This window comes from Novosphingobium kalidii (assembly GCF_040534015.1).
In the GTDB taxonomy this organism is placed as follows: domain Bacteria; phylum Pseudomonadota; class Alphaproteobacteria; order Sphingomonadales; family Sphingomonadaceae; genus Novosphingobium; species Novosphingobium kalidii.
The window spans coordinates 168778-189323 of sequence record NZ_JBEWLY010000014.1 but is presented as its reverse complement, the minus strand read 5'-3'; the positions used below and the strand labels follow the sequence as shown (position 1 = coordinate 189323).

The following is a 20546-nucleotide window of genomic DNA, read 5'->3' as shown; positions in this document are numbered from 1 at the left end:
CCACGTGGCCCTCGTCGCGTCTCCAGCAGACGCAACCCGGCTGAACCATCAGCCACACAAATCACGCGGGGTGGAGCAGCCCGCCGCCCGGATCGACACAGTCGAAACAGGCACCAAACAACTGCTACTGGACTGAAACTCTCAGTCCACACGGTGACGCGGGGTGGAGCAGCCCGGTAGCTCGTCAGGCTCATAACCTGAAGGTCGTAGGTTCAAATCCTACCCCCGCAACCACCGCCATAGAACTCCACACCCCGCCTCTCAGGGCTGCGTTTACGGCATACGCCGTAAGATCCGCGACGTTTGCCACCACTTCTGCTGCCGGACCATCGCCCGCTTCAGGGTAGTCGGCGCGCTCTCGATCAAGACGTCCAAAGCTTCGCAAGCCTCGGCTCTGATCGTGTCATCGTCCAGGGTCTCACGTAGCGCGCCAACCTTGGCGGCGAACTGCTGCAGCAGAACAGGCTGAAGCAGGATCTGCGCAACTGGAGTGCTAGGCTCAGGACCCATTGATCGGTTGGTGGAGGGCGATGTCATGCAGGCTCCGCGGGATCGGCGGGCTCTGAGCGGGATCATCTTCGTCAATCGCACCGGTTTGCGGTGGTGTGATGCGTCCAGGGAATACGGCCCACACAAGACTTCCCGGACGATTGCCGCGTGGAGCTGGCTGCCGTCGCGGATAGCTTCCATTCCACGGTTGCTGAACCTACCCTACCTCGCCGGCGACTAGCAGTGCACGGGCGTTGGTAAAGATGGTTCCTGTGCTGTTGGCGACCGTGTCCAACCCTGTACGTCGGTTTTGCCGAAATGCTATCGAAGTGCGCGTCTCTGCGCAGATGAATAACATAGTAGCAAGAGGGCCTTACAGACCGTCGATTGCATCCGACAGCGCGCCGGAGCGTTAGCGTCTTATATACTACTAAGAATCAAACAGCAGGCGTGCATCTATGACGAGATCGGAGGAGCTTGAAGCGGAGAATAAACGTTTGCGTGCTCTGCTGGAGCAGGCGGAAAGCCGCGCGCCAAACGAGAGTGCTTCCCTTGAGGCAACGAACAAGACAGCTGAGCCTTTCAATGTAGCACTAACTCGTGCGAAATCCGTGCCGAACAGTGAAGCTCGCTATCGGCCATGTTCAAAAGCGCCGCAGACTTTGCGATCGTCGTCACTAATCCCGCGGGCGTGCTAACAGACTGGACGGTGGCGCGGAACACGTGATGGCATGGACTGCCGCTGAGCTGCGGTGATAGTGCTGAGCGGTTCTTTACCCCCGAGGACAGGACGATGGTTGTGTCGAACGGGAGATGCATCGAGCGCTCTGCGAAGGACGCTTCACGGACGAGCGCTGGCATCTAAGGAAGGATGGAGAGCGTTTCTGGGCCTCGGGCGAAACGATGCCGCTGTTGACCGACGACGGTCAGCACCCTGGGTTTGTAAAGATCCTGCGCGATCGCACAGAGGAGCATCTTGCGGGTTCCGCTCTTAGAAAAGCGCAGGAGCGCTATGAATCGATCTTCGATACCGTTGAGGCTGCGTTCGCCACCGTCGAGGTAAAGTTCGACAAAAATGATTATCCGATTGATTACCGCTTTGTAGAAGCCAATCCAGCTTTCGTGCGTCAGTCCGGAGTAAATCTACAAGGCATGTGGGTGACCCAGTACACACCCGACCTAGTGCGATCCTGGTTCGAGACGTATGGGCATGTCGCGAAGACAGGGGAGCCCGCGAACTTCGAAGATCACGCCCAAGCCTTCGAGCGTTAGTTCGATGGGAGGGCCGTCCGAGTGGGAGGTCCTGGAGATCGACAGATAGCGATAATTTTCAATGATGTGACGCAACGCCGTGAGGCGGAGGAGCGCCTGCGAGCTAGCGAGGCCTTGGCCCGAGGGGACATTGAGCGGGTACAGCTGGCCTGGAAGCCGGCCCGATTATCGGTACCTGGCACTGGGACCTGCCGACAGATCAGTTTACCATTGATGAGGCTTTCGCGGGCGCGTCGGTCTTGAGCCGGCGCTTGGCAGAGAAGGTCTCCCACTCATGCAGATCACCGCTACGGTCCACCCGGAAGATCAGGCGGCGCTATCGAAAGCAATCAACGAGACGATCGCTCGCGGCGCCTCCTACGCTCACCAGTACCGCGTGCGGCGATCCGATGGCCACTACTACTGGATTGAGGCGAACGGTTGCGTAGACCACGCCTCGGACGGCACTCCTCTGAGCTTTCCCGGCGTCCTCATCAACGTTGAAGAGCGGCGTGTGATGCAGGCCGAACGCGACCTAGCTATCGCTGAACTACGTGCCCTCAATGAAAACCTTGAGGAGCGCGTCACTAAACGCACGGACGAGTTGATGCGTGCGGAGGAGAAAGCTCCGTCAGTTGCAGAAAATGGAGGAGGTTGGGCCGCTTACCGGCGGCTTGGCGCACGACTTCAACAACCTGCTGGCAGGCGTCTCGGGTTCCCTGGATTTGATGGATACGCGTATCGCGCAAGGCCGGCTCACAGAAGTCGACAAGTATATGGCGGCAGCTCAAGGTGCGACCAAGCGCACCGCTGCTCTTACGCACCGCCTTCTCGCCTTTTCGCGATGCGAGACGTTGGATCCCCCGGACTACAGATGTAAGTTTACTGGTAAGCGGGATGGGGGAACTCATTCAGAGAACAGTGGGTCCGAGCATCGCTGTCGACATCAAGTCCGCGCCAGACCTTTGGTCAGTTCTCGTCGATGCAAGTCAGCTTGAGAACGCGCTGCTGAACTTGTGTATCAACGCGCGCGACGCAATGCCCGACGGTGGCCGTATAGCGATCGAAGCCGAAAACCGAACTATAGTCGGCAAGGCAGCGCGCGCCTATGAGCTTCCTGAAGGTGAGTACCTGATCCTGAGCGTCAGTGATACCGGGTCGGTATGCCGGCAGACGTGCTCGCGCGCGTGTCTCAGCCGTTCTTCACCACGAAGCCGGTAGGTCAGGGCACTGGGCTCGGCTTATCTATGGTTTACGGTTTTGCGCAGCAGTCGGGCGGGCAAACGCGCATTCATTCCATCGTGGATGAAGGGCACCACGGTTCGACTCTATGTGTCCCGAAACCAGGGCTTGGTGACCAGCACGGATGACTTTTAGTCTAAAGGGCGGGAACCGCGCGCACTTAGTGGCGACACGGTGCTTGTGGTGGATGACGAAGAAACCATTCGGATGTTGGTCGCTCATGTCCTGCGGGAGCATGGTTATGCGGTTCCTGAGGCCGCCGACAGCGTCTCAGGGCTGAAGGTGCTGCGCTCGAAGGAGAAAATTGATCTCCTCATCACTGATGTCGGACTGCCCGGCGGCATGAACGGGCGACAGATGGCTGAGGGAGATCGCGCAGTCCGTCCCTGCCCTGACGACGCTTTTTATAACCGGCTACGCGGAAGCGGCAGTGATCTGTGATCAGTATCTTGATCCGGATATGGAAATACTCACTAAACTTTCACTATAGAGGCACTTACAATGCGTATCGGCGAATTGATGGTTAAGTAGTCCGTTCGGAAAGGCGGGTGTTTCCGGCCAACCCGGCTCTGGATTCAAGTCCTGTCCGCTGCCGCCACCGTCTTCTGGCTCTGATCAGTGAGTCTGGATCTGGAGCCGCGGCTATCTTGCTGTTACGCTGAAGCACTCGCACGGCTTCATAACCTGAGGTGTGCGGTTAGGCACCAACATGGGCTGTGACCGCATCAGGCTGTGCCTTGAGCTCATCGACCGGCGGCTATCGCGGTCTCTATGATCTCGGAGCGGCGACACGGCTCCCGGTCCTTGCCTTGAGCATAGGTGGGCATCGCAAGCAGCCAGCGCGAATACCGATCATTGAGGCGGAGCAGGGGCAAGCATGGGATCATGAGCGAGCGCGTAGTGCAACCGCAGCATGGTCTTCACCCAGAGCGCTTTGTCTCGCCTTCCGTTCGGAGTACCGGTCGACCAGCTGCGCTGCCTGGGGGCTGAGCAGCACAGTGAATCGCACGAGTTCCTCCATCACGTCCACGATGCGGTCATAGTAGCTGGACGGCCGCATGCGACCGGCCTCGTCGAACTCCTTGTACGCCATGGCGACCGAAGATTGGTTGGGAATCGTGAACATTCGCATCCATCGCCCAAGCAGGCGCAATGTGTTCACCGCATTGAACGACTGCGATCCGCCCGACACCTGCATCACCGCCAGCGTGCGGCCCTGCGTTGGGCGCATTCCCTTCATCTCGAGCGGCAAATGGTCGATCTGCGCCTTCATGACCCCTGTGATCTGGCCATGACGCTCGGGGCTGCACCATACCATGCCCTCTGACCACATCGCATGCTCGCGCAACTCATGTACGGCGGGGTGGTCGTCGCCTGCTACCTGGTCCGGCAAGGGCAGATCGGCAGGATCGAAGATGCGCGTCTCGCAGCCGAACAGTTGAAGCAAGCGGGCGGCCTCTTCCGTCGCCAGCCTTGAGAAAGACCGCTCGCGCAGCGAACCGTATAGGAGCAGGATACGCGGAGAAGGCTGATCTGGGCCCAGCCCTTGAGCTGGCTGACGCAGCACATGAGCAGGGTCCAGTGCAGGCAGGACCTCGGGATCGCAAAGGGTGCGCAGGCGGTTCATGCCATTGCCCCCCGTTCATACCATCCGCGCGTGCGCTTCACGATGGAAATTACCGAGAGCATGACAGGCACCTCTACCAGCACGCCGACCACCGTGGCGAGCGCTGCTCCGGACTGCAGGCCGAACAGCGAAATGGCCGCGGCGACCGCCAGTTCGAAGAAGTTAGAGGCGCCGATCAATGCAGCCGGCGCCGCCACACACCAGGCAACCCCGAAACGGCGCGACAGCCAGTAAGCGATGCCGGCGTTGAAATAGACCTGAATGAGGATCGGCACCGCGATAAGCGCGATCACCAATGGCTGACTGAGGATCTGCTCGCCTTGGAAACCGAACAGCAGAAGCAATGTTGCGAGCAGCGCTACGAGGGATACTGGTCCGAGGCATGCCAGCAGCCCATCGAGAGCCGCTTGGCCGCCGTTGGCAAGCACCGCGCGGCGGAAGAGCTGTGCAACGATTACCGGCACCATGATGTAAAGCGCCACCGAAAGTAGCAGCGTGTCCCAAGGCACGGTGATTGCGGCGACGCCGAGCAGAAGTCCGACGAGCGGCGCGAACAAAAAGATCATCAGCACATCGTTGAGCGCGACTTGGCTGAGCGTGTAGGCGGGCTCGCCGTCGCACAGGTTGGACCAGACGAAGACCATCGCCGTGCACGGCGCGGCGGCCAACAGGATCAGGCCAGCAATATACGAGGGTATCTCGCTGGCGGGCAGTAGCGGTGCGAACAGCCATCCCAGGAACAGAGTGCCAAGCGCCGCCATGGAAAACGGTTTCACCGCCCAATTGACGAACAGTGTAACCCCTACGCCCTTCCAGTGCTGGCGGACCGCCCCCAGTGCGGCAAAGTCGATCTTTAGCAGCATGGGCACAATCATCAGCCAAATGAGCACAGCCACCACGAGGTTCACGCGGGCGATCTCAGCGGCTGCGATCACGGCAAACGCCTCGGGCAGAATGTGCCCAAGCCCGATGCCAACGGCGATGCAAGCGGCGACCCAGAGGCTCAAATAGCGCTCAAACCTGCTCATGGCAGGCCGCTGCGCCTCGGAGGCAAGCGTCGCCATCAAGCCACCCGCTGCCCGGCAGCATCTACTACCTGTTCGCCATCCTCTTTGGCGAAGGCGCCCCCCTGCGGCTGCGGCAGGATGTCGAGCACGGCTTCGGACGGGCGGCACAGACGCACGCCTAACGGGCTCACTACCAGCGGGCGATTGATCAGGATGGGATGCTCCATCATCGCATCGATAAGTGCATCGTCCGTCAGGTTCTCGTCGTCGAGCCCGAGTTCGGCATACGGCGTGCCTTTCTCGCGCAGCAATTGCCGAGCCGTAATCCCGGCGCGTTCGATGAGCTGGAGCAGCATCTCGCGCGAGGGCGGTGTTTTCAGGTACTCGATCACGTGCGGCTCGATCCCAGCGTTGCGGATCATCCCGAGAGTGTTGCGCGAGGTACCGCAATTGGGGTTGTGGTAGATAACGATGTCGATGGGCATGGCTTTAGCTCCGATCAGCAGCAGGTGAGTTCGGCCAGCAGCGGCTCGCACAGCTCGGCGCGGCCTTGGCAGCAGTCTTTGGCAAGGAAGAGCATGAGCTCGCGCATCGCATCGATGCTGGCGCGCTGGATCATTTGGCGGCCTCGCTTCTCCGGCACGACCAGCCCCGCCTTCACCAGCACTGCGAGATGCGTTGAAAAGGTACTCTGTGTCAGATCGACGAGTTCGACGAGTTGGCCGGTTGAGAGACCCTCCGGCTCATGCTTCACCAGCAGCTGATACGTGAGCAGCCGGGTTGGGTGCGAGAGCGCAGCAAGCGCTGCCAAGGCCATTTCGGATTCCACGCATCGCCTTTTACCGATATATCCGAGCGGATCAAGCCATCGTTTTCTCCCGATGGTTTACGCATGTCTGTCGGGCGCCTATGTGTCTTGACCCGAGGCGGCAGTCACAAGGAGCGAGCGATGCAGACAGCTATTGAATGGTGGCGCAGTCCAGGAAAGCTTGACTGGGCGATCCTGATCCGCCTGAGCCTAGCCTTCGTGTTCGTTCTCGAGGGTTATCAGAAGCTGGTTTTTCCTGAGATCCTTGGAACTGGTCGGTTCACGAAGATCGGAATTCCCTATGCCGAGGTGATGGGACCCTTCGTCGGCCTCGTCGAGCTTGTATGCGGTGCCGCGATTTTGCTCGGGTGGTTCGTACGTACGGCGGCCGTGCCGCTGATTGTCGTCATGCTCGTTGCGATCCTGACGACGAAGGTGCCGATCCTGCTCGGTGAGGATTGGGGGATTTTCAAGGTCCGCAATCTCGATCGATACGGGATCTTGAGCATGACCCACGAGACGCGCACCGATTTTGCTATGCTAATGAAGGCAATTTTCATTCTCCTCTCAGGTGCCGGGCGCTGGTCAATCGATGCCATGCTCTGGCCGACGCGGCGAGTTCCGTGACCCGAGCGTGGATGATGCGGTTCGTCCGCTAGAGGGTGAAACGCCACAGAAAGCGGGCAGCGCACGCGAGGTCTTTGTGGCCTTCCTAAAGCTCGGCGTCACCTCGTTCGGGGGACCGATCGCGCATCTCGGCTACTTTCGAGACGAACTGGTGCTGCGCCGCCGCTGGCTGGACGAGCGCGCTTATGCGGAGGCGGTGGCCCTTTGCCAGTTTCTGCCGGGGCCGGCATCCAGTCAGGTCGGATTTGCTCTCGGCCTGCAGCGCGCCGGGTTCATGGGGGCGCTCGCCGCCTGGACCGCTTTCACAGTGCCCTCCGCCATCCTCTTGTTTGCATTCGCGTATTGGACGAGGGCGCTCAGCGGTCCCGTTGGGGACGCGCTGATCCACGGACTGAAGCTGGTTGCAGTCCCGATTGTCGCGCACGCGATCTGGGGCATGGCGCGCAGTCTCACACCGGACTTGCCACGCGCCGCCATTGCCCCGTCGCGGAGCTGCTCCTCGCTACCTTTGTACCGGCTTCCGTGGGGCAAGTTGGCGCCGTTATGGCAGGGGGCGCAGCCGGTTTCTGGCTCTGCCGGAACGGCAGCGTGACTGTTCGACCCACCATGACATCGCGGGTAAGCCGCCGCGCCGGCTTGCTGTGCCTCGCGACGTTCGGAGTTCTCCTTGTGGGGCTTCCAGTGGCGACTTGGTCAAACGATGCACACGAATTGGACCTGTTCGATGCATTCTATCGCGCCGGAGCTTTGGTCTTCGGCGGCGGCCACGTCGTACTTCCTCTGCTTGAGGCTGAAGTCGTGGCGCCCGGCTGGATCAGCGAGAACGCGTTCGTTGCCGGTTGCGGCGCCGCTCAGGCGGTACCCGGACCGCTCTTCACCTGTGCGTCCTATCTAGGCGCGGTGAGTGAGCGGCCCCGAGCCGAACGGTGCCACCGGCGCTGCGATCGCGCTGGTCGCCATCTTTCTGCCAGGCTTTCTGATGCTGCTTGGAGTGCTGCCCTTCTGGACTGCCTGCGCGGTACGCAATGGGCTCCCGCCGCGCTTGCCGGGACGAACGCGGCCGTGGTCGGCATCCTCGCCAATGCCTTTCTTGACCCGGTATGGCCTAGCGCAATTGGCGCGCCATCCGATGTCGTGATTGCAGCCGCGGGTTTCGTTGCGTTATCTTTCGCGAAGATCCCCACATGGGCAGTGGTGGCGGGAGTAAGCGTTGCATCAACCCTGCACGCGCTGATCTGAGCGCCTTCTTCATCGGCTAGCAAAAGAAAGGAACTGCTGCCCGGCGCTTATTCCGCGCGGGCTGATCGGTCTCAGCCCCGCTTGTGACCTTCCGCGTGCCGATTCCAAATCCTCGAACAACGCCGCAGGCAGCATGACTGAAGCTCTGGTCCGCAAAGGACGCTCGAGGTGCGCCGAAGGGGCGGCAGGTTGAATTTCAGGCCCGCCCACCAGTTGGGGGCAGTCCGTGATCGCGAACAGGATGTCTGCTTTGATCATATACTCGCCTTCTGCCACCAGCAGGAAGTCTGAATCACAACGCCGCCGCGAAGGAAATCCCCATCGAATCAGTTCGTGTGGAACCGCTCTAGTGCCACGTTAAGCTCGTTCAGCGGGCTACTGAGGCTTGTTCAGCGTCATCTCGTCGAGAGGTTCGCCAGTGGCGGTGTATGCTCGATAGCGCAGGTGGTCGTTCTCCACTTCGATGATTTGATAGGCCTGTGCGCGAGCTGCGGTCTTGCGGGCCCAAGCCAGCTCGGCGACATCGTACATCTTGGGACCTGCCACTGAGACGACGTAAGTTGCACCCGCGCCATCTGCGGTAGGGCCTGCGGCACCGATCGCGCCCCGTGCATAACCATGGTCGTGCCCCTGGAGGACGAGATCGACCTTGTACTTGTCAATCAAAGGCTTGAGCGCCGAGCGAACCTTTGGATTATCCCGATCGGGGTCGCTGGAGAAAAGCGGGAAGTGCAAGAATATAACAGTCCAGCGGTTCGGATTATCCGCCAGCAATGCGTCGAGCCAGGCGATAGTTTGCGCACGGGCCTCGTCGTTACGATCCAGCTGCGGCGAGTCGATCGAGATCAGGCGCAGACCTTGATAGTCTGTATACCAGTGCGTCTCGGTCGCTTCGGGGACACCGGTCGGGCCGTTCTCGGGCAGGGTAAATTGGTGGCGCCACTGACCGGTGACGGAGGAGCCTGCGCGCGCCGCTCCGTCCTTCCCGTATTCATGGTTGCCGGGGGTCGGCATCTGGGGGGTCTGCGCATAAAGGAAGCCGCCAGCGTCAAACCATTCGCCCCACTCACGGTCCGAGTTGTGACGGTTGATGAGGTCGCCCGCGTGGATCGTAAAGGCTACGTCGCCCGCTGAGCGGAAGGCCATGCGCAAAGTGCGCGAGGCTTCCGAGAGAACCTGGTTCTGCATATCGCCAAGATAGAGAAAGCGGAACGGCTTGGCTTCTGCGGCCGCCGTGCGGAACTGGAACCACTCCGACCAGCGCGTGCCGTCACCCACGCGGTAGGCGTAGACAGTGTCGGGCTTCAAGTCCTTGAGAATGGCGGAATGGTATGCCGCGTGGAACTGCGGGTCCTCCTCGGTAACTACCCTGGCGTTCTCGGTGGTCGCTGCCATTCTCATCGGAGTCTTCACGAAGTCCGGCCCGGCTGTGGCAACGGCGTATTCTACTTGCCCCAATAGGCCCGGCGCCGTGCGCCAGGTCACGGCCATCTCGTGGGCGGTATCGGAGGTGAGATTGAGAATGATCCGCTCGGGCGTCGCACTTGCTGGGGCAAGCACGGACGCTGGTACCTGCGCCCCCACAGGGACGACGCAGGTGCCGGACAGGAGAACAGCGCAGAGGCCTTTGAAAATCGTCTTCATAGAAGGTGTCCCTTTCCTTAGAAGACAGCGTTGAAGCCGAGCGAGATCGAGCGCCCGTTTTTGATGTAGGCACGGCTCGCCCCGTCACCCGAGGAGACGGTCTGCCAATATGTGTGTGAATCGAACAGGTTCTGAACTTGCAACTGAATCGAGGACTTCTCGAAAAAGGTTTTGCGCAAGGTAAGGTCCACGAAGCTGTATGGCTGTTCGTAAGGGTCATTGCCGAAGTCGTTGATCCCGGCCATGAACTTGCTCTGGTAGTTCCATGCGGCATAGACTTCCCATCCAGCGCGCTCCCAGAAGAGCTGGAGGTTGGCGATGGTGTCGGGCGTTTCCATCAGTGGCAGGGTGTAGCCTTCTGGGTGCCATGACAGGCCTGTCTCCGCTTTCGAGCGCTGCAGAGTGAGGTTGCCGCTGACTCCGAGAGAGCCGAGTATGCCCGGTAGCCAATGCAGGAGCTGCTGCGCGCTGATTTCCATGCCGTAGACATCGGCCCATTTGCCGTTGTTGGGCATCGTTACCGCCACGCCTTCCGGATTGACATTCACGCCTGCAGTGCCGTTACGAATGTTGGACGAGGAGGAGCGGAACAGAAAATTGTCGATCTGCTTGTAGAACAGCGCGACCGAGTAGGCCCCGGTACGACCCGCGTAGTGCTCCAATGAAACGTCGAAGTTGGTGGACGTCAGTGGCTTGAGTTCAGGATTGCCCATTTCTATCCCGGTCAGGATCCAGTCTGAGGTCGGGTTCTCCACGCCGTCGCCGTCAGGATCGCGGTCATAGGCATACTCGCGGGCCGAACTCATGCGGGCAATGTCAGGCCGGGCAAAGCTGGTCCAGATTGCGCCCCGCAGCTTCGTCTTGTTATCGATGTCGTAGTTGACGTGGATCGACGGTAGCCAGTTGGTGAAGCTGGTGCGATCACGGGTGTAGCGCTGGCCAAGCACCGGATCGAGGTTCCAGGCGTCGATCGTGTTGCGCGTGTTTTCCATGCGCACGCCGGCGATGATCTTTGCCTTGCCGACCTGTGCCGTACCCATGAAGTAAGCAGAGATCACTCGCTCGGTGAAGCGAAAGCTGTCCTCGTCGGAGATCTCTGCTTGCGAGGGATCGACCGCAAAGCCATCGAAATAGCTGCTCTCTCCCTTTTGCGCGCGTTGCAGCTCGGCAAGCATCGCTTCATTGTCGAGCACGGTACCAAGCCGGTAGTCTCCTGAGTAGGCGCCGCCGAAGAGGCTGGTGACCTCCTTGCCATAAAGGCCGGAGAAGTCGGCAAGCGTGCCAACGAAATTGAGGTCGAGGAACGAGCCTTCGTAGGTACGGCGGCGCGAGTTGTAGAACTTGGCACCTGTTTTGAAGGACTGCAGGAATGGCCCCTCGACGTTCCAGCGCGCGTTGAACTGGCCCTGCCAGAGCTTCTCGCTCGAACCGCCCACTTCGCCTTCGAGCCCGCTGAACTTGTACTCAGACGGGTCCTGGACGCTGGCGAGTCCTGTCGGGTTCAGAAGCCACTTGGGAAACCGCGCGTCTTCCGCTGCTGAGAAGAGGACGCCGCGATTGCCCAGCCAGCCGTATTTGTCGCTGCGGAATTCCAGTTCGTAGCCATCATCGAGGTTGTCCTCGGACTGTGAGTAGGAAACGTCATAATCGAGCGTCAGTGCGCCGAAGCGCGACACGCCGCCGAAGTTTGCCGAAGCAAGATTGCCCGTCTCGCTGGAACCTTCCCAGAACCGGCGCAGGCGAAAACCAGCCGGGTCCCAAGTACCCGAACTGCCGACGAGGCTGTATGTCGAACGCGCCGAGCGGTCTGCATCGGTGATGATGCCATCATCGTCACGGTCGACGATCTGATCGGGCGTATAGCCGTAGATGCGGCCTAGATCCTCATCAAAGCCGACGATGGTATCCTCGGGCTGCGCAAGATCCCGGCGCGTACGATCCACCTGCAAAAGGCGCGTGGAATTGCGTGAAGTATCATTCCGGAAGTTGAGCCGGTTCAGGAACTCCTTCTTACGGTACTTATTGTACTGTCCGCGCAGGTGGAAGTCATGTGTGTCCGAGCGGAAATCGATGCTCGAATTGACACCCCAGCGTTCCACCTCGGTCTCCCCAAAGCCCAGGTTCATGCCACGCAGAACAAAGCGGCTGGGATCCCAGCCAAGCGTCTCGCTGTTGGCATACCAGGTGTCGGGCTGGTTATCGCCGTCCACGCCGTTCTGCTCGAACTGCGACTTTCGGCGGCTCCAGCTGCCTAACACGAACACCCCTAAGTTCTCCGAGAACTGGCGCGAGGCAGCAGAGGATATCTGTGCGGATTTCCTATGATCGAACTTGTCGAGCAGGCCGCCCTCGGCCGAGAAGCGGAAGTAGGTGGGGTCTTGGTCGAAAGCCGTGGGGGTGGAGATATCAACCGATCCGCCAAGCGCATCGCCATCCCGGTCAGGCGTCAGCGTCTTGTAGACTGTAATTTCCTTTATGCCGTCGGGCGGAAGGACCGACAGGCGGACACCGCGATAGAACACGTCATCGCGCGAGCCGGCGCCACCGAGCCGCACGCCATTGATCGAGTAGTTGTTAAGCTCGGTAGAGAGGCCGCGCACAGTGATGCGGTCACCCTCGCCGGTCGTCGCGCTGCGCACCGCGTTGACGCCGGGCATGCGCGCCAGCGCCTCGGAGACGTTGTTGGCTGGCAGCTTGCCCATGTCATCCGCACTCACCGTATCCGAGACGACATCGGTCTCCCGCTTCTTCTCCAGCGATTCCTGCACCGCCGCGAAATAGCCGGTCACGACGATTTCCTCTGCTTCAGGAGCGAGTTGAGCAGCAGGTGCCGGGACGGGACGAGGCATGCTTTTGACAGCGGCAACCGGAACGGCAAGACGCGGGCTGACGATGACCGCGCGCCCCCTGCGGCGGATCTCCACGCCAGCGCCCGCAACCAGTCGCGCCAGTGCCGCTTCCTGATCCATGTGTCCCGACACACCAGGGCTGCGGCGTCCGCGCAAAACCTCGGCGGGAGCCGCGATCTGCAGGCCGGTCACGCGCGAATACTGGCGCAGGGCTCCGGACAGATCCTGCGCTGGAATGGCAAAGTCGAACGCTTGAGCCGGGGCTGCGTAGCTGTGTGTCGGCATCGCAACCGACGAAATGCAGGCAAGCGAAACGGCTAGCGCCGAAACACCGGCGCGCGCTTTGATTATCCCGATCATGTTTACTACCCCCAAGAAGCAATCGAGGTATAGACGGGGAGATGCCTACAAACCCGACAAAGTTTTTTTCAAAAATGCAAATATTTCACTTTGACGAGATTTCTATTACAGACTTAAATTTTCGTATTTAATCGCGGATCGGATAATTGCTTGATAAGGTGCAAATGTTAGACGCGCAGTATTGTGGATCGTTATATGACGGCTGCCTCGGGGGCTAATCACCGAGACAAGACGATACGCGATCCATTGCGCTGCCAGCGAAGCCCTTCCGCCGCGCAAATGATGTCGAGCAGCTCATGCGGATCGGAAACCCGCAATCGGCCACTTAAGCGCAATTCACCCAACCCCGGCTGTGCCAACACTACCTGCTGCGGTGAAATCCGGTTGAGCCGCTCGAGGATGCTTGAGAGCGGAGTGTCATGGGCGTCATACCAGCCGTCGAGCCAGTCCGGACGGTCACCCTCCAATCCATCACGGCGCTGCAATAGCGTACCTGATAGAAAAAGACCGCTTCCGCGCGGTAGGTGCCAGGAGTTGCCGCCATCCTCAACTTGCACCAACCCGCGATAGACTCGTACTTGCTGGGCGTTGCGGGCGAGCAGCTCGACGTCGAAGGCTGTGCCGAGCACGCGTATTTGCGACGCGTTGGCGTGCACCTCGAAGCTACGCAGCCGCTCGTGCGCTATGTCGAAGAACGCCATGCCCTGCTTCATGGATACGCTGCGCGACCATGGTGTGATCCGCGCGAACAAACGTGTCGCTCCTCCCAAGTGTACACTCGAGCCATCCGGCAGTGTGACAATGCGCTCTTGACCGGTGCGGGTGGAATAGACGGCCTCCTGCACCAATGCGCCGCGAAGCAGCGGGAAGCAGAATATGAGCGCTACGACAGCAGCGATGCCTGCGGCGGTCATTGTTGCGGCAGGAGCGCGGCTCACGCGGCGTGCGAGAACGCGTGGTCGGCCCGCAGATGTCCTCCGCAGCGCTGTTAACGCGGCGCGCAGATCCTTGCGTGTGCGGGGGAAGACCGCTCCGGCTTCGGAAGGATTGTTGTCGTTTCGTGCACAACATGTCGCCAGGGCCCGCGAAAGAGCGCCGGCGTTCCAGAGCGCGGAGAGGCGGCTGAAACTTTCGATGTGACGAGGATCGGCCCCGATCCATTGGTCAAACCGTGCAGCCGTCTCGCTGTCCACGGCAGGGCCGTGCATTCGCTCGATCCAATAGGCAGCGTGCTGCTCGATGTCTGCTTGCCTCAGTACCATTGCTGGTTCCATCCTGCAGGATCTAGTCCCGCCCGCGTCATCCCGCGGCGCAAATCGTCAAGAGCGCGTGAGATGTGCTTCTCGACGGCCTTGTCGCTGAGCGAGAGCTCCTCGCCAATGCTGCGGCAGCTCTGATGTTGCAGCCGCCTGCGCACGAGCACTTCGCGGCGCAACGGGGGCATACGGTTGAGGCAGCGCTGGAAGACCTCGAAAGCCTTCTGAGAATCGAGAACGCGGTCAAGGGAAGGAGCATCGCAGACCATGTCCTCATCCAGCCCGGCGGTGCTGCGGCTATGGAGCCGCGCCTGATCGACAAGAAGATTGTTGGCGATACGAAAGGCCAACGCGAATACGCTGGCGATTGCCTGCGAACGTGAGATTACGACAAGACGGGCAATCGTTTCCTGCGCGATGTCCTCAGCCAAATCCTTGGTCACGCGGCGCGCGAGCAGATAGCGCACCAGCGCGGCGTGAGTGCCTTGCCAGTCGACCACAGGGTGCCCCGCGGCAGCACCGCCCCCAATAACGTCGCAACAACGCTCCATCGCCCCCTCGTGCGCAAGAGCGCGCCTCATAGGCACGCAAGATGACAGTTCGGCGATCTAGCGCCTCAGACAGATCGCCGAACTGTCATCATTCGTGGCGTCGCGCGCTGCCGCCGAGATGCTCAAGGCTGTTTTCGATGAAGTTGAGGAGCCCTCGCTGGCATTGCTCGACACCCTCGCTCAGCTTGAACGGCATGTGTTCGCTTGCGATCTCCGTCGGCGGCGCAGCGCAGCGCAGCGTCGGCTGTCATCTGTCAGCCCTTGCTGATCTGGGTTTCATGCGTGAGTGCCGCTGCCGCCGCGATCATCATGGAACCTGCATCTCGCCCGCTGTGATCGCAGCCGCGGCCAACTCCCGCACCATCACCCGTGCCTTAAGCCGCGCTGCCAGCAGCGCCGTGCCACTCACCTTGCGTTGCACAAAAAGTGTGTCCGTAGGCGGCACGTGCCAGGCAGCACGATCCGCGAGCAAGGCACTGGCTTCCTCGCGCACGACCGGCACAAAGGCTCGGTCGCCGAAGTCGAACGGTCCCTCCCGGTTCATGGCCGCATCGATGGCTGAGATGATGCGGTCGATTGCAGGCCGGTGCGCGGTTGCGGCGCTTTCTCCCAGGAACCCGGTTTCGACTGCGGTTTCGCGCACTTTGCCGAGATCGCGTGCGAGCCCTGCCTCGATCAACGAGCGATAGGCGTCCGATGTATGCGTGGAGACCGGGCGAGCGGCGCCGAAGTCTAGCAGCACTAGCCGTTTGGTCTCCGGCTGCCAGCGATAGTTGGCGAAATTCGGGTCCGTCTGCATGACTCCGAACGCAAATAGTTCACGCAACACCAGTTCGATCAGTGCTGTCATGGCCGCGTCGCGGTCCGCCTGTGCCGCCCCGGCCAATTCCTCGATCGGCCGACCTTCGATGAAGCTCATCGCTAGCACCCGTGAGGTGGTGAGGTTCTCCTCAAGGTCCGGAACCACGTAACGCGCATCGCCGGAGAGCAGCTCACCAAAACGGCGCAACTCCTGGCCTTCGCGCAAGTAATCCGTCTCATCCGCCAGTTGGCGCTTAGCTTCGGCGAGAAGTGGAGCGAGGTTGATACTGGCGGGCAGCAGGTTTGAGATGCGCAGCAGGCTTGCCACGTTGTCGACATCGGCGTCGATGCTGTCCGCAACGCCCGGATACTGCACCTTCACCGCCAGCACGCGCCCGTCAGGCAACGTGGCACGATGCACCTGACCGATCGACGCGGCAGCGATCGGCACCGCCTCGAAATGGCGGAAGCGGCGGCGCCAGTCAGGACCCCATTCTTGTTTGAGCACCCGATCGAGTTGGGCTGGCGGCATGCGCTGGGCCTGGTCGCGCAAGCTAGCCAGAATGGTGGAAAGCTCGGCCGGCAGGATGTCTCCCGCATCCATCGAGATCATCTGCCCCAGCTTCATGGCCGCGCCGCGCAGGTGAGAGAGCCGATCCGCCAGTCGAGCGGCGTTGCCCGGCGTTAGGATCAGGTCGTTGATCCGGGGACGCTCGCCCCGAGCCATGCGGCGTGCTCCTTCTGCCAGCATCCCGCTCGCCACGCCGCCAGCAAGCCGCCCGAATGTGCTCAACCGGGATAGGCGGCTGCGCGGAACCGCTCGTGAGCCGCTTTCTCGAGATCTCGTCATGCCCACACAGTAGTCGCGAAGCGATGTTGGTTCCATCGCATTGACCTTGCCCTCAAGGGTCAGACCTTCCGTCCTGCGCTTGACCTCCTCTAGCGGCGTGGTGCGTGCGATGAGGAGCATGCGATCGGCAACGTGAGCGTTGGTGATCCAGATTTCTCGCCCGTCAGCCAGGTTCTGTCATGGTCGTGCCCCTCGATGCCCAATCCATTTCACACCAGGCGAGGGCGGGAAACCAGAAACGAAGTCGATGTGCGTTGACGCGCCGGTAGCCGGTCATGGACGTCGTAGCCCAAGGTAATGTGTGTCGCGTGGGCATAGGCGTCGGCTATATTTCTGAGGAGAGCGCACGTTCGCTCGGCAGCGATCCGAACTTCGCCTCTGCCGGCTTTACGCCCCAATTAATGCCGGCCGCTCTCTTGCCGATCGTTCGGATCGTGTATTAGGTCCTGTTGAGATAACGCTTTGGAGAGAGCCACTGATGAAAAGCACGTCACGCGTAGCAACCCTGGCGAGTGTTGCGGCTCTCAGTCTGATCGGCGCGACCAAGCCGGACACGAAGTACGAGTTCGGGCGGCTTCCGGCTATCGCTGAGGTGGACGAGCGTTTTCAGTCGTACAATGTGGAAATGGTTGAAGTGACCGGCGGCCGTTTTTGGGCGCCCTATGGGGGACCGGGCGATGAGCAGTATCGCCAGCGACCGCCAGAGGACCTGTCTGACGAGCGCCTTCGCGCGCTTACCAAGCATCTAGGGCCGTCCTACATGCGTGTCAGCGGCACGTGGGCGAACTCGACCTACCTTGAAGCGGAAGGAGAGCACCTTGCTGCTCCGCCAAAGGGCTATAACCAGATCCTCACTCGCGATCAGTGGCGCGGGGTGGTGGACTTCGCACGCGCGGTCGATGCCAAGATTGGCGTGAGCTATGCAGTGGGCGAAGGCTCCAGGCAGCCCGATGGCACCTGGAAGACAGAGCAGGCGCAGCGTCTGCTTGACCTTACCCGGCAGGCGGGGGGCGAGCTCGCTTTCTCTGAGTTCATCAACGAACCGAACGCGGCCTCGTTGGGCAACCTGCCCAAGGACTACTCCGTCGCTGACTACACGCGGGACTTCGCAATCTTCCGCGATTGGGCGAAGACGGCGGCGCCGGCGATGAAGATCGTCGGCCCGGGCGGCGTAGGCGAGGGCGCGGATCTCAGCGCCATCCCCATCGCGTCGCTGGAGCGGATGCTGATGACGGATAAGCTGATGGAGGCAAGTCCGAACACGGTCGATGCGGTGTCGTACCATTTCTACGGCGAAGTGTCTGAGCGCTGTGCAAAGCGGCGCCCGACCACCGCGCAACGCGCGGACGCGCTGACGCCGGCCTGGCTGGACCTTACGCTGCGCGACTGGCGCTACTATTCGGCTCTTCGCGACAAGTACGAGCCGGGCGACCCCATGTGGGTCACTGAGACGGCGCAGGCCGCGTGCGGAGGGAGCCCTTGGGCGGCTCACTTCGTCGACAGCTTCCGATACGTAAACCAGCTGGGGCTGCTTGCGCAGAAAGGCGTCGACGTGGTGTTCCACAACACGCTCACCGCTTCAGACTACTCTCTGATTGAAGAGGAAACGCGCGAGCCGAGGCCAAACTACTGGGCCGCGGTGCTTTGGCGCCGAACCATGGGAACGACGGTACTAGCCTCGCCGGAGTCGCCTTCGCCGCAGTTGCGTATATATGCTCACTGCCTGCCAAACGTGAACGGCGGCGTCGGCCTCGCCGCGATAAACCTTGGCGACAATACGCAAAGAATTCCGTTCAAGGGCAAGGCGCAGGTCTGGCGACTTGAGGCTCCATCGCTCGATAGCAAGTCAGTGACGGTGAACGGGACTGCTCCCGCACTCGCAAGCGACGGCTCGCTGACGGGCTTGAACCCGATCTCCGCATCCGGGAAGGTCTCGATTCCCGCGAAGTCCATCACCTTCGTCGCACTGCGCGATGCCGGGAATCCCGCTTGCCGGGCAGGAGCGTAAAAGATGTGCAGGCGGGCAGTCACTGCGGTTTCTACAATGGAATCGTAGCCCGCGCTGGCTTGGCACTCAGCCTACGCGGTGGAGCAGCCTCTCAGACTTCTCTCGCGCATGATCAGAAGGGATCGCGGTAGGGACCCGCCAGGTGCCCGCCGTCGACCAGCAGCTCGGAGCCGGTGCAGTAGGAGCTTTCGTCAGATGCGAAGAAGAGCACTGCGTTGGCGATCTCCTCAACTCTGGCCATGCGCTTGATGGGCTGGCGTTCGATGGCCTTGCGTAAGCGCTCCATCGAAGCTGACGGCATTTTTCGGTCGTGAGTGGCATCGACGATGCCGGGATGCACGCTGTTCACGCGAATGTTGCGGTCACCCAGTTCAAGCGCCAGCGCCTTAGTCATGCCGGTGACCGCGAACTTCGTCGCGACATACGTGCTCAGGCCCGAGACGCCAGCGAGCCCGTCAATTGACGATATGTTGACGATGGAGCCGCCACCTCGGGCAGCCAGTGCTGGCACGATCGCCCGAATGCCCAGCCAGGTTCCATCGAGATTGAGTGCCACCACTGCGCGGTGCTTCGCGATATCCTGGTGCTCGATAGGACCGCCAGTGCCGTTCCCGGCGTTGTTGACGAGAATGTCAACGCCGCCGCTCTGATCTAGCACGTCCTCGATGCAGGCCGACCAACTCTCCGGGTCCGTCACGTCAAGTGGAAGAAAGTGCGCGCTACCGCCCAACGCCTGCGCAAGCGCGGCGCCTTTTTCATGCTGTATGTCGCCGATCAAAACTTGGGCGCCGTGCTCCAGCAGTTTGCGGCTGATGGCCTCGCCGATCCCCTGTGCCCCGCCGGTGACGAGAGCGACTTTGCCTGCAAGGCGTTGTCCGGGTGCGCTCATGGCATTGCCACTCCGCCGTTGGGACGAAGGATCTGCCCGGTCATGAAACGGCTGGCGTCCGATGCGAGGTAAAGCGCGGCGAGCGCGATGTCGCGTGGTGTTCCGGTGATGCCGAGCGGGGATGCCTGGGCGCGCTGCTGCAGACCTGCAGCGCGTTTGTCGGGATCGATCTCTCCTGCCTCGTTTCGAAAGCTATGCAGACCCATGGGCGTATCGACCCAGCCCGGAGCGATGGCATTGGCGCGGATGCCATAGGGGCCGAACTCCTTGGCCACTGTGCGCGTCAGCATGTTCACCGCGGCCTTCGACATGGAGTAGAGCGAGAGCCCCGGAACGGCCGCTTCCCCGCCGCCGGACGACAGGTTGATGATCGAGCCGCTTCCCGCCTCCTTCATTAGCCGTCCCGCCGCGGCGCAGCCCCAGTAGACGCCCTTCAGGTTAATCGCGAGCAGACGATCGAGTTCATCCTCCTGCGTTTCGAGGATAGGGCGGTTGACGATGATAGCAGCCACGTTGACCCAGATGTCGATCCGGCCGCTCTCGGCTACGGCAAGATCCGCCAGTGCGTCGATGTCGGTACGACGAGAGACATCGGCAGAGGTCGCGATCGCAGGCGGTCCGCTGCGCTCGATCAGACTTGCCGTCTGGCGAAGACCGGCTTCGTTGACGTCGCTTATGACTGTTCGGGCGCCCGCTTCGGCCAGCAATTGCGCAATGCCTCGTCCGATACCGGAGGCTGCGCCGGTGACAACCGCTGTGCGGCCTTCCAGGGCGAACGCCTCGGAGATGGTCGGCTGCGAGCTTGCTTGATCGAAGTCATGTTTGGCGGACATAGCGCTTCCTCCCACCACTTTGTCGTTTCTTCGCGCAAGGCTGCAGTGATGATGCAGAATGGTCAATCAACTTGTCTGCACCGAGGCCGATTGCAGCATCAAATTCGTATATACGCAGATGTTTTTGCATAATCATGTATTTGGCCGATCAAGACGGTTTTTCATTGCACGCTCAGATGATCGGGTCCTAGCAACATCCAAACAATAGCTGTTCT

At 61.0% G+C, this 20546-nt stretch carries 20 protein-coding genes, 1 tRNA gene and 2 pseudogenes; 11 read left to right on the top strand and 12 right to left on the bottom strand.

Features of this window, described 5'->3' with window-relative positions:
- The first annotated feature begins 157 nt into the window (after positions 1 to 157).
- Positions 158 to 234: transfer RNA gene (locus tag ABVV53_RS10695), tRNA-Met, on the top strand.
- Positions 235 to 273: 39 nt separating this feature from the next.
- On the opposite strand, the gene ABVV53_RS10690 is transcribed toward ABVV53_RS10695, so the two are convergent.
- Positions 274 to 537, bottom strand: a complete 264-nt coding sequence (locus ABVV53_RS10690; protein ID WP_353984411.1) for a hypothetical protein — start codon at positions 535 to 537, stop codon at positions 274 to 276.
- Positions 538 to 550: 13 nt separating this feature from the next.
- On the opposite strand from ABVV53_RS10690, the pseudogene ABVV53_RS10685 reads away from it, so the two are divergent.
- The 6 genes and pseudogenes from ABVV53_RS10685 to ABVV53_RS10660 all read left to right on the top strand — a co-directional run.
- A pseudogene (locus ABVV53_RS10685) lies at positions 551 to 640 on the top strand (IS5/IS1182 family transposase); the annotation flags it as partial.
- 662 nt (positions 641 to 1302) lie between these two features.
- On the top strand, positions 1303 to 1761 hold the full coding sequence (locus tag ABVV53_RS10680; protein WP_353984410.1) for a PAS domain-containing protein: 459 nt from the start codon (positions 1303 to 1305) through the stop codon (positions 1759 to 1761).
- 274 nt (positions 1762 to 2035) lie between these two features.
- Positions 2036 to 2209: pseudogene (locus ABVV53_RS10675) on the top strand (PAS domain-containing protein); the annotation flags it as partial.
- A 175-nt stretch (positions 2210 to 2384) separates the two neighbouring features.
- Complete coding sequence (locus ABVV53_RS10670; protein ID WP_353984418.1) at positions 2385 to 2738, top strand: histidine kinase dimerization/phospho-acceptor domain-containing protein; 354 nt, start codon at positions 2385 to 2387, stop codon at positions 2736 to 2738.
- A 165-nt stretch (positions 2739 to 2903) separates the two neighbouring features.
- The gene (locus ABVV53_RS10665; RefSeq protein WP_353984409.1) at positions 2904 to 3110 is read left to right on the top strand and encodes an ATP-binding protein; all 207 of its coding nucleotides are present in this window, start codon (positions 2904 to 2906) and stop codon (positions 3108 to 3110) included.
- A gap of 55 nt (positions 3111 to 3165) precedes the next feature.
- A complete protein-coding gene (locus ABVV53_RS10660; protein ID WP_353984408.1) occupies positions 3166 to 3423 on the top strand; it encodes a response regulator in 258 nt (85 codons plus the stop codon).
- Positions 3424 to 3865: 442 nt separating this feature from the next.
- On the opposite strand, the gene arsH is transcribed toward ABVV53_RS10660, so the two are convergent.
- Genes arsH through ABVV53_RS10640 form a run of 4 tightly spaced genes read right to left on the bottom strand, consistent with a single transcriptional unit; the run spans position 3866 to position 6433 of the window.
- The gene (gene arsH / locus ABVV53_RS10655) at positions 3866 to 4609 is read right to left on the bottom strand and encodes an arsenical resistance protein ArsH (RefSeq protein WP_353984407.1); all 744 of its coding nucleotides are present in this window, start codon (positions 4607 to 4609) and stop codon (positions 3866 to 3868) included.
- On the bottom strand, positions 4606 to 5673 hold the full coding sequence (gene arsB / locus ABVV53_RS10650; protein WP_353984406.1) for an ACR3 family arsenite efflux transporter: 1068 nt from the start codon (positions 5671 to 5673) through the stop codon (positions 4606 to 4608). The genes arsH and arsB overlap by 4 nt, the downstream gene beginning before the upstream one ends.
- On the bottom strand, positions 5673 to 6101 hold the full coding sequence (gene arsC / locus ABVV53_RS10645; RefSeq protein WP_353984405.1) for an arsenate reductase (glutaredoxin): 429 nt from the start codon (positions 6099 to 6101) through the stop codon (positions 5673 to 5675). Before arsC ends, arsB begins: the two co-directional genes overlap by 1 nt.
- A 14-nt stretch (positions 6102 to 6115) precedes the next feature.
- Positions 6116 to 6433, bottom strand: a complete 318-nt coding sequence (locus ABVV53_RS10640; RefSeq protein ID WP_419956776.1) for an ArsR/SmtB family transcription factor — start codon at positions 6431 to 6433, stop codon at positions 6116 to 6118.
- Positions 6434 to 6565: 132 nt separating this feature from the next.
- Here ABVV53_RS10640 and ABVV53_RS10635 point away from each other — a divergent pair, with 132 nt between their 5' ends.
- From ABVV53_RS10635 to ABVV53_RS10625, 3 genes are read left to right on the top strand one after another with little or no spacing between them, the layout of a single operon-like run.
- Positions 6566 to 7051 carry a DoxX family protein gene (locus tag ABVV53_RS10635; RefSeq protein ID WP_353984403.1) on the top strand — a complete coding sequence of 162 codons (486 nt, stop codon included), beginning with the start codon at positions 6566 to 6568 and terminating at the stop codon, positions 7049 to 7051.
- Between the two features lie 7 nt (positions 7052 to 7058).
- Positions 7059 to 7643 (top strand): chromate transporter, encoded by a 585-nt coding sequence (locus ABVV53_RS10630; protein ID WP_353984402.1) that lies wholly within the window; start codon positions 7059 to 7061, stop codon positions 7641 to 7643.
- Positions 7640 to 8290 (top strand): chromate transporter, encoded by a 651-nt coding sequence (locus ABVV53_RS10625; protein ID WP_353984401.1) that lies wholly within the window; start codon positions 7640 to 7642, stop codon positions 8288 to 8290. The genes ABVV53_RS10630 and ABVV53_RS10625 overlap by 4 nt, the downstream gene beginning before the upstream one ends.
- A gap of 375 nt (positions 8291 to 8665) precedes the next feature.
- On the opposite strand, the gene ABVV53_RS10620 is transcribed toward ABVV53_RS10625, so the two are convergent.
- The 5 genes from ABVV53_RS10620 to ABVV53_RS10600 all read right to left on the bottom strand — a co-directional run bounded on the left by ABVV53_RS10620 (position 8666) and on the right by ABVV53_RS10600 (position 16601).
- Entirely contained in the window at positions 8666 to 9934 is a 1269-nt protein-coding gene (locus tag ABVV53_RS10620) for a purple acid phosphatase family protein (RefSeq protein ID WP_353984400.1), read from the bottom strand.
- Positions 9935 to 9951: 17 nt separating this feature from the next.
- Positions 9952 to 13143 carry a TonB-dependent receptor gene (locus ABVV53_RS10615; protein WP_353984399.1) on the bottom strand — a complete coding sequence of 1064 codons (3192 nt, stop codon included), beginning with the start codon at positions 13141 to 13143 and terminating at the stop codon, positions 9952 to 9954.
- Between the two features lie 218 nt (positions 13144 to 13361).
- A complete protein-coding gene (locus ABVV53_RS10610) occupies positions 13362 to 14405 on the bottom strand; it encodes a FecR family protein (RefSeq protein ID WP_353984398.1) in 1044 nt (347 codons plus the stop codon).
- Entirely contained in the window at positions 14396 to 14950 is a 555-nt protein-coding gene (locus tag ABVV53_RS10605; protein WP_353984397.1) for an RNA polymerase sigma factor, read from the bottom strand. Before ABVV53_RS10605 ends, ABVV53_RS10610 begins: the two co-directional genes overlap by 10 nt.
- Positions 14951 to 15257: 307 nt before the next feature.
- Positions 15258 to 16601: an ABC1 kinase family protein gene (locus ABVV53_RS10600; protein ID WP_353984417.1), complete on the bottom strand. Its 1344-nt coding sequence runs from the start codon at positions 16599 to 16601 to the stop codon at positions 15258 to 15260.
- A gap of 478 nt (positions 16602 to 17079) precedes the next feature.
- Between ABVV53_RS10600 and ABVV53_RS10595 the strand changes: the two genes are divergently transcribed.
- The gene (locus ABVV53_RS10595; RefSeq protein ID WP_353984396.1) at positions 17080 to 18609 is read left to right on the top strand and encodes a hypothetical protein; all 1530 of its coding nucleotides are present in this window, start codon (positions 17080 to 17082) and stop codon (positions 18607 to 18609) included.
- Positions 18610 to 18721: 112 nt separating this feature from the next.
- On the opposite strand, the gene ABVV53_RS10590 is transcribed toward ABVV53_RS10595, so the two are convergent.
- Positions 18722 to 19498, bottom strand: a complete 777-nt coding sequence (locus tag ABVV53_RS10590) for an SDR family NAD(P)-dependent oxidoreductase (protein ID WP_353984395.1) — start codon at positions 19496 to 19498, stop codon at positions 18722 to 18724.
- Positions 19495 to 20331, bottom strand: coding sequence for an SDR family NAD(P)-dependent oxidoreductase (locus ABVV53_RS10585; RefSeq protein ID WP_353984394.1), 837 nt, complete (start codon positions 20329 to 20331; stop codon positions 19495 to 19497). Before ABVV53_RS10585 ends, ABVV53_RS10590 begins: the two co-directional genes overlap by 4 nt.
- Positions 20332 to 20546 lie beyond the last annotated feature (215 nt).

Bases quoted from the DNA above. Each gene is read 5' to 3' on its own strand.
- ABVV53_RS10690 (WP_353984411.1), bottom strand. From the start codon at position 537: ATGACATCGCCCTCCACCAACCGATCAATGGGTCCTGAGCCTAGCACT.
- ABVV53_RS10680 (WP_353984410.1), top strand. From the start codon at position 1,303: ATGCATCGAGCGCTCTGCGAAGGACGCTTCACGGACGAGCGCTGGCAT.
- ABVV53_RS10670 (WP_353984418.1), top strand. From the start codon at position 2,385: ATGGAGGAGGTTGGGCCGCTTACCGGCGGCTTGGCGCACGACTTCAAC.
- ABVV53_RS10665 (WP_353984409.1), top strand. From the start codon at position 2,904: ATGCCGGCAGACGTGCTCGCGCGCGTGTCTCAGCCGTTCTTCACCACG.
- arsH (WP_353984407.1), bottom strand. From the start codon at position 4,609: ATGAACCGCCTGCGCACCCTTTGCGATCCCGAGGTCCTGCCTGCACTG.
- arsB (WP_353984406.1), bottom strand. From the start codon at position 5,673: ATGGCGACGCTTGCCTCCGAGGCGCAGCGGCCTGCCATGAGCAGGTTT.
- arsC (WP_353984405.1), bottom strand. From the start codon at position 6,101: ATGCCCATCGACATCGTTATCTACCACAACCCCAATTGCGGTACCTCG.
- ABVV53_RS10640 (WP_419956776.1), bottom strand. From the start codon at position 6,433: ATGGCCTTGGCAGCGCTTGCTGCGCTCTCGCACCCAACCCGGCTGCTC.
- ABVV53_RS10635 (WP_353984403.1), top strand. From the start codon at position 6,566: ATGCAGACAGCTATTGAATGGTGGCGCAGTCCAGGAAAGCTTGACTGG.
- ABVV53_RS10620 (WP_353984400.1), bottom strand. From the start codon at position 9,934: ATGAAGACGATTTTCAAAGGCCTCTGCGCTGTTCTCCTGTCCGGCACC.
- ABVV53_RS10615 (WP_353984399.1), bottom strand. From the start codon at position 13,143: ATGATCGGGATAATCAAAGCGCGCGCCGGTGTTTCGGCGCTAGCCGTT.
- ABVV53_RS10610 (WP_353984398.1), bottom strand. From the start codon at position 14,405: ATGGTACTGAGGCAAGCAGACATCGAGCAGCACGCTGCCTATTGGATC.
- ABVV53_RS10605 (WP_353984397.1), bottom strand. From the start codon at position 14,950: ATGGAGCGTTGTTGCGACGTTATTGGGGGCGGTGCTGCCGCGGGGCAC.
- ABVV53_RS10600 (WP_353984417.1), bottom strand. From the start codon at position 16,601: ATGACGAGATCTCGAGAAAGCGGCTCACGAGCGGTTCCGCGCAGCCGC.
- ABVV53_RS10595 (WP_353984396.1), top strand. From the start codon at position 17,080: ATGAAAAGCACGTCACGCGTAGCAACCCTGGCGAGTGTTGCGGCTCTC.
- ABVV53_RS10590 (WP_353984395.1), bottom strand. From the start codon at position 19,498: ATGAGCGCACCCGGACAACGCCTTGCAGGCAAAGTCGCTCTCGTCACC.
- ABVV53_RS10585 (WP_353984394.1), bottom strand. From the start codon at position 20,331: ATGTCCGCCAAACATGACTTCGATCAAGCAAGCTCGCAGCCGACCATC.